13 protein-coding genes and 2 tRNA genes are annotated in these 15,526 nt (G+C 31.9%); 5 read left to right on the forward strand and 10 right to left on the reverse strand.

All coding sequences use genetic code 11. The annotated features are described in order from the left end of the window. The first annotated feature begins 8 nt into the window (after positions 1-8). From sufD to VBY68_RS08020, 3 genes are all read left to right on the forward strand, one after another. A complete protein-coding gene (gene sufD, locus VBY68_RS08010) occupies positions 9-1,322 on the forward strand; it encodes a Fe-S cluster assembly protein SufD (protein WP_415269417.1) in 1,314 nt (437 codons plus the stop codon). A gap of 168 nt (positions 1,323-1,490) precedes the next feature. Next, positions 1,491-1,694: a hypothetical protein gene (locus VBY68_RS08015; protein ID WP_099214677.1), complete on the forward strand. Its 204-nt coding sequence runs from the start codon at positions 1,491-1,493 to the stop codon at positions 1,692-1,694. Between the two features lie 135 nt (positions 1,695-1,829). Continuing rightward, positions 1,830-2,549, forward strand: a complete 720-nt coding sequence (locus tag VBY68_RS08020; protein ID WP_273694041.1) for a DUF547 domain-containing protein — start codon at positions 1,830-1,832, stop codon at positions 2,547-2,549. Between the two features lie 58 nt (positions 2,550-2,607). Here VBY68_RS08020 and VBY68_RS08025 read toward each other — a convergent pair whose 3' ends face one another. The 5 genes from VBY68_RS08025 to VBY68_RS08045 all read right to left on the reverse strand — a co-directional run bounded on the left by VBY68_RS08025 (position 2,608) and on the right by VBY68_RS08045 (position 8,341). Next, positions 2,608-2,979: a VOC family protein gene (locus VBY68_RS08025; RefSeq protein ID WP_273694042.1), complete on the reverse strand. Its 372-nt coding sequence runs from the start codon at positions 2,977-2,979 to the stop codon at positions 2,608-2,610. A 12-nt stretch (positions 2,980-2,991) separates the two neighbouring features. Next, positions 2,992-3,438, reverse strand: a complete 447-nt coding sequence (locus VBY68_RS08030; RefSeq protein WP_415269418.1) for an SRPBCC family protein — start codon at positions 3,436-3,438, stop codon at positions 2,992-2,994. 62 nt (positions 3,439-3,500) lie between these two features. Next, positions 3,501-4,166, reverse strand: coding sequence for a hypothetical protein (locus tag VBY68_RS08035; RefSeq protein ID WP_415269419.1), 666 nt, complete (start codon positions 4,164-4,166; stop codon positions 3,501-3,503). Between the two features lie 122 nt (positions 4,167-4,288). Beyond that, positions 4,289-5,497, reverse strand: a complete 1,209-nt coding sequence (gene odhB, locus VBY68_RS08040; protein WP_176550547.1) for a 2-oxoglutarate dehydrogenase complex dihydrolipoyllysine-residue succinyltransferase — start codon at positions 5,495-5,497, stop codon at positions 4,289-4,291. Positions 5,498-5,614: 117 nt separating this feature from the next. Further along, positions 5,615-8,341, reverse strand: coding sequence for a 2-oxoglutarate dehydrogenase E1 component (locus VBY68_RS08045; protein WP_124589676.1), 2,727 nt, complete (start codon positions 8,339-8,341; stop codon positions 5,615-5,617). Positions 8,342-8,613: 272 nt separating this feature from the next. On the opposite strand from VBY68_RS08045, the gene VBY68_RS08050 reads away from it, so the two are divergent. After that, positions 8,614-8,687: transfer RNA gene (locus VBY68_RS08050), tRNA-Asn, on the forward strand. A gap of 60 nt (positions 8,688-8,747) precedes the next feature. Continuing rightward, positions 8,748-8,821: transfer RNA gene (locus VBY68_RS08055), tRNA-Asn, on the forward strand. 148 nt (positions 8,822-8,969) lie between these two features. Here VBY68_RS08055 and VBY68_RS08060 read toward each other — a convergent pair. From VBY68_RS08060 to VBY68_RS08080, 5 genes are all read right to left on the reverse strand, one after another. Continuing rightward, positions 8,970-9,740 (reverse strand): 3-hydroxybutyrate dehydrogenase, encoded by a 771-nt coding sequence (locus VBY68_RS08060; RefSeq protein ID WP_121148572.1) that lies wholly within the window; start codon positions 9,738-9,740, stop codon positions 8,970-8,972. Then, entirely contained in the window at positions 9,733-10,515 is a 783-nt protein-coding gene (locus VBY68_RS08065; RefSeq protein ID WP_121148570.1) for an alpha/beta fold hydrolase, read from the reverse strand. Before VBY68_RS08065 ends, VBY68_RS08060 begins: the two co-directional genes overlap by 8 nt. 25 nt (positions 10,516-10,540) lie before the next feature. Continuing rightward, positions 10,541-13,009 carry a TonB-dependent receptor gene (locus tag VBY68_RS08070; protein WP_415269420.1) on the reverse strand — a complete coding sequence of 823 codons (2,469 nt, stop codon included), beginning with the start codon at positions 13,007-13,009 and terminating at the stop codon, positions 10,541-10,543. A gap of 154 nt (positions 13,010-13,163) precedes the next feature. After that, the gene (locus VBY68_RS08075) at positions 13,164-14,582 is read right to left on the reverse strand and encodes a tetratricopeptide repeat protein (protein WP_415269421.1); all 1,419 of its coding nucleotides are present in this window, start codon (positions 14,580-14,582) and stop codon (positions 13,164-13,166) included. Continuing rightward, the gene (locus VBY68_RS08080; protein ID WP_415269422.1) at positions 14,582-15,526 is read right to left on the reverse strand and encodes an alpha/beta fold hydrolase; all 945 of its coding nucleotides are present in this window, start codon (positions 15,524-15,526) and stop codon (positions 14,582-14,584) included. The genes VBY68_RS08075 and VBY68_RS08080 overlap by 1 nt, the downstream gene beginning before the upstream one ends.

The following is a 15,526-nucleotide window of genomic DNA, read 5'->3' on the forward strand; positions in this document are numbered from 1 at the left end:
TAAAAACAATGGAGTTGAGAGAAAAAATATTATCATCATACGTAGCTTTTGAAGACAGTGTAAACATCAATTCAGATTTACACGAAATAAGAACAAAAGCTCTACAAAATTTTGAAAAACTAGGCTTTCCTACTAAAAAATTAGAAGCTTGGAAATACACTTCTTTAAATTCAATTTTAAAAGAAGATTATAGCATATTTCCTGACAGAGATGCTTCAGTAGAGTTTGCTGATGTAAAAAAATATTTCATTCACGAGATAGACAGCTATAAAATAGTTTTTGTAGATGGAAAATACAGCTCTTTTTTGTCAACTACTACCCATGATGGAAAAGATGTTTGTTTATTATCTGCTGCTTTTTCAAAAGAAAAGTACAAGCCTGTTGTTGAAAAATATTTTAACAAAATAGCAAAACAAGATAATTTAACATCATTAAATACTGCTTTTGCTACTGAGGGTGCTTTTATTCACATTCCTAAAAATGTTGAAGTTGAAAAACCTATTCAGATAATTAACTTTACTACAGGTAAAGAACATGCAACTATGTTACAACCACGTAACTTAATTGTTGTAGAACAAAATGCACATGTTCAAATTATTGAACGCCACCAAAATCTTAATAATAATGCCGTTTTAACGAATGCAGTTACTGAAATTTATACAGATACTCATGCTACGGTAGACTATTATAAGATTCAAAATGACAATAATGATGCTTCTTTAGTTGACAATACATATATTGAACAACAAAAAGAAAGTACTTGTTCTGTACATACATTTTCTTTTGGTGGAAATATTACTAGAAACAACTTGAACTTCTACCAAAAAGGAGAACATATTAATTCTATTCTAAAAGGGATTACTATTATTGAAGGAAAACAACATGTTGACCATCATACCTTAGTAAATCATATAGAACCTAACTGTGAAAGCCACCAAGACTACAAAGGTATTTATGCTGATCGTTCTACTGGTGTATTTAACGGTAAGGTTATTGTTGAGAAAGAAGCTCAGAAAACCAATGCTTATCAACAAAACAATAATGTTTTAATTAGTGATAAAGCAACCATAAATGCAAAGCCTCAGTTAGAAATTTTTGCTGACGATGTAAAATGTTCTCATGGTTGTACTATCGGTCAGTTAGATGATCAAGCATTATTCTATATGCAACAAAGAGGCATTCCTAAAAAGGAAGCAAAAGCTTTATTAATGTATGCCTTTGCTAATACTGTTTTAGAAAGTGTTAAAATACCAGAGGTTAAGAAAAGAATTACCAAATTAATTGCCAACAAATTAGGCGTTAACATTGGTTTTGAACTATAAAAACAAATAAAAAGGCATTATAACATAATGCCTTTTTTATTATTTACTGTTAGAAATAATACTCTTTATTTGTGACAAAAGGACTCTTTTATCTCTATAAATTCCTATTAATTTTACTCATTTAGCTTCTAATTTGTTTTTCTTATCTTTAAAAGAAACAATTCTATTATGAATAACTCACTTAAAACAGTTGCTTTAATTTCTGGAATAGTAATTATAGCATATGGAATATACACTCTTTTTAAACCGGAAACTCAAATTTCTATTGGAGATGTAGACCTAATAAAAGCTCAAGACAATACCAACTCATATATTACAATTGCTATCGGCATTGTTATAGCTGCGTTAAGTTCAATCATAGGAAAAAAATAAAAAACTGTATTTTTTTTAAATTAAAAAACCACCTTTTATGGGTGGTTTTTCACTTCTATAAAATTTTATGTAATGAATTAAATCAGTCTACGTCAAAAGTACCGTAAACTAATTTATTTACTTAAAATTTAAAAAATGCGAAAAACAATTACCTTCACTTTTACATGTTTACTACTTTTCGTAAGTATTCAATCACAAGCACAAACTGATGTATATGATGCTCTTTTAAAAACCTACGTTAGCTCACAAGGAGATGTAGACTACAAAGGACTAAGAAAGAACCGTGCCTTATTAGATATTTACATTAAACATTTAGAGAATACTATACCAAGTGATAAATGGTCTTCAGATGAAGCTAAAGCTTTTTGGATAAATGCCTATAATGCATACACTATTAAATTAATTTTAGATAGTTATCCTTTAAAGAAAATTACTGATATAAAACGTAAAGGAAGAAATGCTTGGAAAATTCCGTTTGCATCAATTGGTAAAAAATTATACTCACTTGACTACATTGAACATAAAATACTTAGAAGATGGTATGACGATCCAAGAATTCATGTTGCGTTGAACGCTGCTTCTAAATCTGGTCCTAGATTTGTAAACTTTGCTTTTACTAAAAACAATGTAGAAAAGGAGTTAAAAAACTTGATGAAAGCTTTTATAAATGACTCTACAAAAAATAAAATAACCTTAACCAAGGTTGAAGTGTCAAAAATATTTCAGTGGTACCAAGAAGATTTTACTTCTCGTAATACCTTAGTTGATTATATTAATAAATACTCAGATATTAAAGCTAATGATAATGCTGAAGTTGTGTATTTAGAATACGATTGGAACTTAAATAGCAAATAATTAATATTTCCCTTTATTGTAAAAAGTAACGGAAATAATTATTTTTCCGTTGCTTTTTTTATACATGTTGATCTATTAAAATTGTATTTCCATCAGGATCGAAGAAAACGATGCTTGCGGGTCCTTTAGTATCTTTATCTACTTCTCTTTTTAACTTAATATGATTTTCTCTTAAATGCTTTTGAATATCTCTTACATCATCAAAATCATCTAACGTGTTTGCGTTTTCATCCCAACCTGGGTTAAATGTAAGTATATTGTTTTCAAACATTCCTTGAAACAAGCCAATTAATGAGTTTCCATTTTTCATAATCAAATAATTCTTTTCTAAAGCACCTGCAAAAACAGTAAACCCAAGCATTTCATAAAAATCTTTTGATTTATCAATATCTTTAACCGATAAACTAATTGAAAAAGCCCCTAATTTCATAATCTATTAATTTTAATTTCTATCTTCAAAAGGTATAATAATTCCTTTTTCCACATAATTTTTAAGCCCATTTAATAACAATGCCCAACAATAAGACGAGTGCTTAAAATGATTGTTTTGTTCTACCCAACCTTTATGAAAAAAATGCACCCAAGTTATTCCTTCATCTTTTTCAAACAAATCAAAACCGAAAGTAGTTGGATTCCAATCTTCATCCGACTTTGTCATTTTTATATAAAAAGATTCATTTTTTTTATACTTAACTACCTCTCCATACCAATTATATGGCTCTCCAAAGAAAAAATTATATTCTGCTCCTAACTCAGGTACTCCACTACATTTTAATGGCCACCAATGAACCAAATCATCTGGATTTGTGATTGCTTTAAAAACTTTATTAGATAACTCTTTTATAGGAAAGTTATGGTAAACAGTAAATCCTTCTTCAGTAACTTTCATAATTAGTTGATTTTATAGCTATTAAAGTTACTAAAAATTAAATCAAAATAAGAAATATCATTTTATCTATAAACGTTGTTTATAAATAGTATTCTTCTTACCAAATAATTTTTTGTATCAATTTTATTATTTAAAATATAATCAGATATCGTGTATGGATTTACTCTTTCACCAAAAGCTTCAATATGCTCCAAATAATACTTAATAAAACCTGACTTATTAGATATATTTTTTAGTGCTTTTATATACAAACCAGAAAAATTAATCTGAACTCTTTCTTTTTTAGCTAACTGTTGTGTTTTATCTTTATTTTCACAACAAAATATGGTTGATGTTGTATAATCAATTTTATCATTTAATGTTAAATGTTTATACCTTTCTTTTATAACAAACCCTTTTCTTCCTGATAAATGCTCTCTTTTTTCAATCCAAGTAGAATCAGGGACACAATATATCCGTAATTTAAAGTCATTTTCTTTAAATACTTTTTTATTCTTTTGTAGAACTGAATAGTTTTCTTTAGTAATAGCTTTTAAAAACTCTTTATAGGCTTCCTCTATTGTAATATTTGGATATTCTTTTTTTAACGTATTTGTTTCAAAATCTTCTAAAAGTAAGTTTAAAGTTTCTACATTCTCCTTACCTAACTCTTTTTCAAATTCAAGTTGTTGGGAATAAGCATTAAATGAAGTTATAATCAACCAAATTATAAATACAATATTTTTCATTTCAAGCAATTTAATGGTATTCTGACTAAAATATTTATTTATAGTTAAAAACCAAAACTAAATTCAACAAAAAATCCCACACTTTCGTATGGGATTTATATACTTATATGTCGAAATTTCGACTACATTTCTAAGGCTTTCTTAGGATTGTTATCCATTAATAATTCTACTGGGTTTTCTAACGCTTCTTTTACAGCTACTAAGAAACCAACAGATTCTTTACCATCGATAATTCTATGGTCGTAAGATAATGCTACATACATAATTGGCTGAATCACTACTTCTCCATTCACCGCCATTGGACGATTTACAATATTATGCATTCCTAAAATTCCACTTTGTGGTGGGTTGATAATTGGTGTAGATAACATAGAACCAAATACACCACCATTAGTGATAGTAAACGTACCACCTGTCATTTCATCAACAGTAATTTGACCATCACGTGCACGTAATGCCAAACGTTTTACTTCACTTTCAACTCCTCTAAATGTTAAGTTTTCAGCATTTCTAATAACAGGAACCATTAATCCTTTAGGACCTGATACTGCAATAGAAATATCTTGGAAATCAAACGATACCATTTCTTTACCATCGATCATAGAGTTAACAGCTGGATACATTTGTAATGCACGTACAACTGCTTTTGTAAAGAAAGACATAAAACCTAAACCTACTCCGTGTTTTGCTTTAAATTCTTCTTTATACTCGTTACGCAAATCGAAAATTGGTTGCATGTTTACCTCGTTAAACGTAGTTAACATTGCTGTTTCATTCTTTACAGAAACTAAACGTTCAGCAACCTTACGACGTAACATTGATAATTTTTTACGCTCTGTACCACGAGATCCCATTCCTGGAGTTCCCATTGAAGGTACTGCATTTACAGCGTCTTCTTTAGTTACACGACCGTCTTTACCTGTTCCTTTAACATCAGATGCACTAATTCCTTTTTCAGCTAATACTTTTTTAGCTGCTGGAGATGCTGTACCTGTTGCATATGTTTCTTTAGCTGGTTCAGCTTTAGGTGCTTCTTTTTTCTCTTCAGCTTTTGGCGCCTCAGCTTTTGGTGCTCCAGTTCCTTCTGGTTTTGCAGCATCCATATCAATATGACAAACTACTGCACCTACTGCTACTGCATCACCTTCTTCAGCTTTTAAAGTGATTATTCCGCTTTCTTCCGCAGGCAATTCTAACGTTGCTTTGTCAGAATCTACTTCAGCAATTGGTTGATCTTTCTCAACGTAATCACCATCTTCAACTAACCAAGTTGCAATTTCTACTTCTGTAATTGATTCCCCCGGAGAAGGAACTTTCATTTCTAAAACCATCAGTTCTAAATTTTATATATCTGAATTATTTTATTTCTTTTATTTGGGCGTTCCCTATCGGGTCGGGCTTTTCGCGCTACATGGTAGCTTGCTACAATCCCTTACGCATTTTAATTTTTAATCAAAAACCTTATCTATAATAGCTTGATGACGTCTTTTAAAACGTGCACTTGAACCTGCTGCTGGTGCCGAACGATACTCTTCCGAAGCACATTCTAACCTAGCTAATTCAAAACGTTCTAACATATAACCCCAGGCTCCCATATTTTTTGGTTCTTCTTGTGCCCAAACGTAACGCTCTACATTTGGATACTTATCCATTACCTCTTTGATCTTATCATTGTGTAATGGGAATAATTGCTCTATACGAACTAAAGCTACATCTTCTCTTCCTAATTTTTCACGCTCAGCTAATAAATCGTAATAGAATTTACCTGTACAGAACACCATTTTCTTAGCTTTTGATGTATCGATAGTATCATCAATTACTTCTTGGAAAGTTCCATTTGCTAAATCTTCAATAGAATTTACAGCTTTTGGTAAACGTAATAAACTTTTTGGTGTGAAAACAATTAATGGTTTTCTAAAATCACGTTTCATCTGACGACGCAAAATGTGGTACATGTTTGCTGGTGTAGAACAGTTTGCTATTGTCCAGTTATCAGTTGATGATGATTGTAAGAAACGTTCTATTCTTCCTGACGAGTGCTCTGGTCCTTGACCTTCATACCCGTGAGGTAATAACATTACCAATCCGTTTTGTAACTTCCATTTATCTTCTGCTGAAGATATATATTGGTCGAACATAATTTGTGCACCGTTGGCAAAATCACCAAACTGAGCTTCCCAAATGGTTAAGGTATTTGGAGCTGCCATTGCATATCCGTAATCAAAACCTAATACGCCGTATTCTGATAAGTGAGAGTTATAAATTGTCATCTCTCCTTTATTCTTAGGGTTAGTGTTTAATAAATTAACACGCTCTAAGGTTTCTTCATCACGCATAATTGCATGACGGTGAGAGAATGTTCCTCTTTCTACATCTTCTCCAGAAATACGCACATCGTATCCTTCTTCTAATAACGTACCGTATGCCAAGTTTTCAGCAGTACCCCAATCTAATAAATTATCTTCAAAAACCATTTTTTCACGTCCCTTCAAGATACGTTCTGCCTTACGAACAAATTTATGTCCTTCAGGTGTTTTTGAAATAACTCTTGCGATTCCTTTTAAGTCTTCTACCGAATAAGTTGTATCTACAGGTTGTAACATTTCTTGCAATTGCTTACGTACAAACCCTTCCCATACATCAGGCATGAATTCTTGAATTTTGGACGTTTCTTTCTTTTTAGATTCTGAAAACTCAGCTTCTAAATGCGCCTTAAATTCATCTGTAATTTTCTGTAAGTAGTCCGCTGTTATGCTTCCTTCTTCAATTAATTTATTTGCATAAATTTCTCTTGCATTTTTATGCTTAGAAATTGCTTTGTATAATTTTGGTTGCGTAAAACGTGGCTCATCACCTTCGTTATGCCCATACTTACGATATCCTAATAAGTCAATAAAAATATCTTTATTGAATTTCATACGATATTCAACTGCCATTTCCATTGCGTGACATACTGCTTCTGCATCGTCTGCATTTACATGTAGTACTGGAGACAACGTAACTTTAGCTATATCTGTACAATATGTACTTGAACGCGCATCTAAGTAATTGGTTGTAAACCCTACTTGATTGTTTACCACAATGTGAATAGTACCTCCCGTTTTGTATCCATTTAATTGTGCCATTTGCACAACTTCGTACACTATTCCTTGAGCTGCTACTGCCGCATCACCATGTACTAAAATTGGAAGTATTTTATTTTCGTTCCCTTCGTAGTCTTTATCTATTTTAGCTCTAACGATTCCTTCTGCAACAGCATCAACTGTTTCTAAGTGAGATGGGTTTGGAACTAAGTTCATCTTCATCTTTTGCCCACCTTGATATGCTTTACTAAGAGTTAAACCTAGGTGATACTTAACATCTCCATCTATTTCTTGATCTTCAAAGTCTTTACCTTCAAACTCACTAAATAGATCGCGAATTGGTTTTTTGAAGATGTTCACTAAAGTATTTAAGCGTCCACGGTGTGCCATTCCTAACACACACTCTTCTACTCCATATTCTTCTGCTGCATCTCTTAAAGCTACACTTACTCCTGGAATTAATGTTTCTCCTCCCTCAACAGAGAATCGCTTTTGACCTACATATTTTGTTTGTAAAAAACTTTCGAATGTTGAAGCTTGGTTTAGTTTCGTAAGAATATATTTCTTAGACTCTACATCGTAACTAGGATGGTTTGCGTTTTTATTTAAACGCTCATTCCACCACTTTAACTCTTCAGGATTTCGTACATACATGTACTCTACTCCGATGCTTTCGCAGAAAACAGACTTTAAGTAGTTAATAATTTCTGCTAAACTTTTAGGTCCTATCCCTAAAATTTCTCCTGCACTAAAAACCTTAGATAAATCTGATTGATTTAACCCAAAATTTTCAATATCTAATGTTGGGGTGTAAGTTCTTCTATTTCGTACTGGGTTTGTTTTGGTAAACAAATGACCACGGGTACGGTAACCATTGATTAAATCGATTACTAAAAATTCTTTACGTACTTCTTCAGGGACTTCTACCGAAACTTCTTCATCTGTTAATGAGTAATTCTCGTTAGCCAAATCATATCCTTGAAAAAAACTTCTCCAACTTGGTTCTATCGCATCAGGATTTTTTTGATATTGTTCATACAAATCACCTATAAAACCTGCATGTGCTGCGTTTAAGAACGAAAACTTGTCCATATATTTTGTTATACTTTTCTATCTATAAGAATAATGGTGACAAAAGTACAACTTTTACGAAAAATACCATTCCTTTTTAGTCTAATTTTAAACTCTTTAACGAGTATTCGCTTTTTGTTAAATTTCAGTTAAAAGCATCTTTCCTGTAAAAAATAAATAACTGAAATTCAGAAACAAAAAAAAATACATATACTTTTTATTAAAAATAATTTGCAGATATAAAAAAAGCACTTAAATTTGCACTCGCATTTTAAGACAAGTATGTTTTAAATTCCTCCTTAGCTCAGTTGGTTAGAGCATCTGACTGTTAATCAGAGGGTCCTTGGTTCGAGCCCAAGAGGGGGAGCAAAGGCAACGTAGAAGCCGATAATTTCTACAACACATATATATTGTTCTATATGAACATTCCTCCTTAGCTCAGTTGGTTAGAGCATCTGACTGTTAATCAGAGGGTCCTTGGTTCGAGCCCAAGAGGGGGAGCAGAAAAGCAAAAGCCAATCTATAAATAGATTGGCTTTTTGTTTTAACTAAACTTAAAGTTCACGCAGCTGCCTTATCTATTTAAAAAATAAACTTGTCCGCTGTGTTCTCATATATTCAAAAATTAAAGAAACAATAGTTTTTAATGTTATTGAGCACTCCAACCCCCATCTAAAGCAAATGAGGTTCCTGTTATGGTTGAAGAACTGTCTTTTGCCAACAACAAAGCCATATCTGTAATTGTTTCCAACGAAACAAATTCTTTTACAGCTTGTTTTTTTAGCATTACTTTCTCTACAACTTCCTCTGCAGACATATTATGTGCTTTAGCTTGGTCTTTTATTTGACCTTCTACTAAAGGTGTTTTTACGTATCCTGGACAAATTGCATTACATGTTATGTTATATGGTGCTCCTTCTAAAGCCAACACTTTAGTCATACCTATTACACCATGTTTTGAAGCCACATACGCTGTTTTAAATTCGGATGCTCTTAAACCATGAACAGATGAGACATTAATTATTCTTCCAAAATTCTGATTTTTCATAAAGCTCCATGCTTTTTTGGAAGCATAGAAAGCAGCATTCATATTAATGGCGATGATATTTTCATACTTATTATTTGGAAAATCTTCTATTGGAGCAACATACTGTATTCCTGCATTGTTAACAAGTATATGCAACATTCCGAACTTCTTTATTGTTTGCTCAATTAATTTCTCAACCTCATCTGCAACGAGTAAATTTGCATTTGAAAAAGAAACTTCTACATTATACTTATCACCTACTTGTTTAGCTATGTTAGCTCCATTAGCCTCTAAACCATGAAACATAATACTATAACCTGCTTTGGCAAAACCTTCTGCAATACCTAAACCGATACCACTAGTACTACCCGTTATTAACGCTACTTTATTCATAGTTTAAAAAATTTTCGAGTACTTTATTAAATTCCTTTGGCTGATCTATAACTGTTCCGTGTCTTGAGTTTTTAATGACACTCAATTCTGCGTTAGGCATTCTTTTAACGTATTCTTCTTTAAACGAAACAGGAGTATAGTCCATATCGGAAGCTACAATTAGTGTTCTAGTTTTAATTTCTTTTAATTTATCTCCCAAGCCCCAATTCATTAGTGTAACAAATGAATTATAATACGCATCATAATCATTCTTCTTACATCGTTCTTCAAATTGATTTCTCATATCAACCTGAGCATCTTCAGGAAACATATTATATGCTATTTCTTTTGCTAAAGCGCTTAATCCTTTTGTTTTTAAAAACTCTGTTCTGTTATTCAATAGATCTTCTCCTATCTTTCCCATATTATTGAAATCTGGACCACTATTTACAATTACCAAGTTCTTTATTTTTTCAGGGCTATCGTACGCTAGTTGAAAGGCTACAGCTCCTCCCATAGAGAATCCTACAACGCTAGTTTTTTCTATTTTTAAAACATCTAACAACTGCTTAATATCCTCAGTCATAAATCTTACTCCATAATCCTTAGAAGGAATGGATGTTTTTCCATGCCCTCTAAGATCTACTACCACAACACGATATTTTTTTGAAAAGAAAGGAACTTGTGCATCCCAATCTGCCTGGGTAGAACCTAACCCATGAAGAAACAAAAGAACTTCGCCTTTCCCATATTCTTCATAATTAAGCTCTATTTTATTTACTTTTATTTTTGGCATACTCTATAGGCTTAATTGATTGGCTTTATTTTTTCTTAAACGCATTGAAATTATATTTCAACTCGAATGAAATTAACCTTCCTATTTCTGGTGAAGCAACAAACTCTCTTATACTCGCATCAAAAATATTACTAACATTAACCCCAACTGAAACGTTATCGTTTAGATTATATCCTAGGTTTGCATCTACAGTAAAGCCACCTAACGGACCATAGTTCCAAGTTCTTCCTACGCGAGCATTTTCAACAATTTCGTTTACACCATCTCCATCTAAATCTTGCGTTTTTGAGGCTACATTAATCCCTGAAAAGAAGTCATAATCTTGCACCCAACGACCAAAAAGAGCTCCGTATAGCTTCTTCCCTCCATAATGCAAGCCTAAGCTAAGTTTATTTTCTGGTGTATTAATAGGTAGTTCACTTTCTAAGACAACTCCATCCAAATTACCATCATTCCCTAGGTCATCTTTATCTAAACTTCTTCCGAAGTATGAGTAATTTAACGACGTTCTAATCGCATCAGTGAAATAATAATTCAAACCTAGATCAACCCCATAAGTATCTACATTTCCAAAATTACTATACGTTAATAAAAACGGTGAAGCACTAGCCCCTGCTGAAACCTCATCAATAGGTTGCTCCCCCATATGAGTTACGTAATTTCCATTAGCCGCATCAACTATATTACGTAACGGACTAATGAAATTTTCTGACATATTGTAGTAGGCACTAGCATCGATAAAAAACTTATCCGACAGCTTTCCATTAAATCCAAATTCAAAAGAATTAATAGTTTCTACTTCTAACTTATCTATTTTAGTACCGTCCGTTAATGTAAATCCTTCACCGTTTCCTAACACTAACCCCCCAAATAAATTCCCCTTTAAGTTTAATATTGAAGGTACAGCCATACCTCTACCATAGGTTAACCTAAACGTACCCGCATCAATAGTTTTTGTTATTGCTGCTTTTGGTAAAAAGTTGGTTCCGTATAAATCATGGTTATCCAATCTTACCCCTGCTAGAAATTTCCAACCTGAATCTAATTTATATTCAAATTGACCGTACACTCCTTTTTGGGCTATATCTATAGATCCCTCTTGATCCAACAAATAAGTCCCTTTAGAGTCAGCCATATCCAATTGATACTGCACTCCAGTTGTTAAGTAAAAATCACCCCAATTATTATTATACTGCGCCTCTGCATTAAACCTCTCTGAAGCATCTTTAAACAACGCTCCTCTTGGTATAGCTACCCCATATGCAGGCACCCATTGTTCATACAATGCTCTACTCCAAGATTCTTCTTCAGAAAACCCATTTTCAATAAACGATACATAGTTTTGTGTACGTTGATTAATAGCGTAAGTATCATCCGTTTTACTCCACGTATAGTATGCATTAGCAAAGAAATTCTTAGACACATACTTCAGTTGAGCAATATCTAATGTCCAGTCTTTAATTTGGTTACGTCCTGCGTTGGTTACAGCTAAATTGGTGTTATTACTATGCCCATAATATGCTGTTATTTCAGAGCTTGTATTAGGTCTAAAATATAAAGAAGCTCCATACTTTAAAGCATTAAAATCACGATCTAGGTTTTTCTCTCCATATGCTTTAGTCCCCACATAAACACTATCTACATACTCAAACTCTGTTCCTTGTGTACTTTCTAAATGAATTTTATATGCAAACTTATCACTTAACACCTGTGCGTGACGTAATCTTCCTGTAATTACATTTTGACTTCCTGCTCCAAATGCAATTGTTGTTCCTTCAGAAGTTCTTGGGTTTTTAGTTATTGTGCTTACTAAACCATTATGCGCATTTGGACCATATAATGTACCATTAGGACCTAATAAGATCTCAACACGCTCAACATCATCTTTGGTTACTGTTGAAAAAGAACCATAAGGCAACCCTGTAGCAATTAACATAGAAACCCTATCATCAGTCATTTGTAAGTTTTTTGAGTTAAAAGCCGAGTTAAATCCACGAATATTTATCCCTGTTCCTAAAACTCCGCTACGTACAAAGTCAACCCCTTTTTGTCTTGCTGCTAATTCTCCAATATTAAAACTTGGAAAGTCTTGAATATCTTTAGCATTAATAACACTAACTGTAGCTGGAACTTCTGTCCTTTTTTGCGGTTTTTTATTTGCAGTTAAGATGACTTCATCTAAAACACTACTTGCTTCTTTTAAAGAAACATTTAATTGTACTTTCTTTCCTTTTTCAACAGCAACTGTTTTTACCACACTTTCAAAGCCTACAAATGAAATAGACACATTATAAGTTCCTGTTTTTATATTTTCAATCGCAAATTTCCCATCAAAATCTGTATCAATTCCTTTATCTATACTTTTAATATATACTGTGGCGCCGCCTAAAGGAACTCCGTTAACATCTGTAATTACCCCTTCAATACTACCTGTACTTTGAGCTTTAACAGCCAAGGAAGTTATTAAGACTAAAAAGAAAAATAGTTTTTTCATAAGTTTAGATTGTTATTAAGTTTGTTTCTCTCGCAATCTATTGGTAAATAGAGAATAAACTATTTTAAAAACAAAAACTACAAAGTGTGACTTTTTACTTTACTAAAGTTTTTTGTTTCGAAAACAAACAAAACCTCCTTTTTTTAAAAGAGATTTATTCAATATGTGACTTTAGTTTAAAAAATGCTTCAGGTAAATTATCTGAGAGCTTATTTATCACCTTAAACATTAGTTGTTTTTGGTTGATTGTAGGTTGAATATTTTCTAAAGGCTTTTTTATTTCCTCTAGCAAACGACTCGAGTTTATCTTTCCTTCCATATATCTTGATAGTGAAATACTCCATGATATATTAGGAACGTAATTATTTTTCTTTTGACGTTCTTTCTCTTTTTCTATCAAGTTAAATTTTGAAGCTAATTTTAATACTTCTTCGTATTTTTCTTCTGTGACTAATACATTTATATAAGACGTAAAAAAGTGATGCCAACGATGTTTTAATACTTCATTTTTATGCTTTCTTAAAAATGTTCTTGCAGTAGCTTCTGCTTGTTTATACTTATGAAGTTCCGAAAGTACACGTACTTTATAAGAACAGTACCCTATTTTTTGATGATAGTTATGTATCTCTTTATACAAACTCTCATACTTATGAAGTAAATCGAAAGCTTCTTCTGGGTTATTATTTCTTAGTAAGATAGCTACCAAGTTATTCAAATACATTAGTGTATCGTTATTATTCTGTCGAATTGATAAGTATCCATAAAACTCTGCTTCTTTAAACTCATTTTGTTTAGAATGTAACAAAACCCTACTAGCGTAATAGTTAGAAAGTAAACGTCTGGAATACATTTTACCTTGACTGAAGTACTCATCAATTTGATCAAAAAGCAACTTTAACTTATCATTCTCATTGTAATTTGTATACATAAAAGCTAGTAAAACGAAGGCTTGGTACCGATTTTTACCATCAATAGACTCATCTTTAAACACCTGTAAAAGCCATTTTTCTAAATGCTTTGTTTCAATATTATTTAATGTATACTGATTGGTAATATCTGTAGTTGCTTCATACAGTTTTTCATGTATTTCTTTTGAAGTTTTATAATGCGTTTCGTATTCTTTTAAAAAGTTTGCCACAATTTTATGGTCTTTATAACGCATTCGAACTAAGAGGTAAGGTTTATATTCTTTAGCTAATGTGTATAAGCTTTGAAAATTATACTCTATTGTTTTATATGTTACTATATATTGAAGGAATTCTTTTTCTTCTTGAGATGTAATTGCATCGGTTAAAATTTTCTTTTTTAAAGACATCAACCAATCTATTGTCACATCAACATCTATGCTTGCTAACTTTTTCTGTGTCCAATTTTTTATATATGAATACTTACGTTTATCAATAGAAGTATCAAAGGCTATAGCCTTATTTTTAGATAGTGCATTTTTAACTATCAGATTACTTATTTCTTGTTTTTCTTTGCCTTTAAATTGATAAACTGTTTGAAGATATTTCGCCTCATTCGGCAAAATTGTTTTACTAAATTCAGTAAATTTCTTAAGTTTTGTTTTCATTAATCACTTTCTACAAATTCCTGTATGAGCAAGTTAACTTTTTCAGGCTTTTCAAACTGAGCAAAGTGCCCACAATTTTCTACATACTTAACAGTAACGTTTTTAATTTTATCCACAGCTATATTTCCTACATCTTGAATAGTTAATTTCGGATGTAAATATCTATTCGGAATTAACATATCTTTATTTCCAAAAACAACTAAAGTTTTTTGAGATATTTTTTCCAAATCTTTATGTACAGGATCATCTAACATTCCATACACACTTTTTACAATTGCTTCACAATGTGCATTAAAGTCTGACGCTTGTTTAATTCGAATACGATCTTCAATCATTTTTGAAACCTCTTTTGGTTGCTCATAAAAGTTTAGTGCATAATTTTTCATTATCTGATCATCTGTCGTGTTTTTAATCACTTCAGCTGTATAAACACTTTTAAGAATATTTCCTTGTGCTTCTGAAAACTGCTCTAATCCTGCTGGAGCTATTAACACCAGCTTTTCAATAACCTCTGGATGCATCAATACTAACTTCATACTTGCTTGTCCTCCCATAGAATGCCCAACTAAAATTATATTTTTAAGCCTTTTCTTTTTTATAAACTTATATATTATATCTGCAAAAAACGTAGGAGTGTAAATACCTTGAGGTTTTGAAGATTTTCCATGCCCAGGTAAATCGACTCCAATACAGGTATACGTTTCTTTAAGAGCTTCTATATTTTTAAACCAAGCATCAGCATTACTACTTAAACCATGTAAAAAAAGTAAGGTTTTGTCTCCCTTACCTTCTTTAAGATAAGTCATTTCTATATCATCAACTTTTACGCATCGAGTTTTAAATTCATATGCTGAAAGAAGCTTTTTCATTGATTTTTTTGGGTTTTGTGCAAGCACTATAGTACTTGTTAATATGAAAATTAGTACTAAACCTAACTGTTTCAT

Origin of the sequence: Tenacibaculum ascidiaceicola, from assembly GCF_047470925.1 — a bacterium.
Lineage (GTDB): Bacteria > Bacteroidota > Bacteroidia > Flavobacteriales > Flavobacteriaceae > Polaribacter > Polaribacter discolor.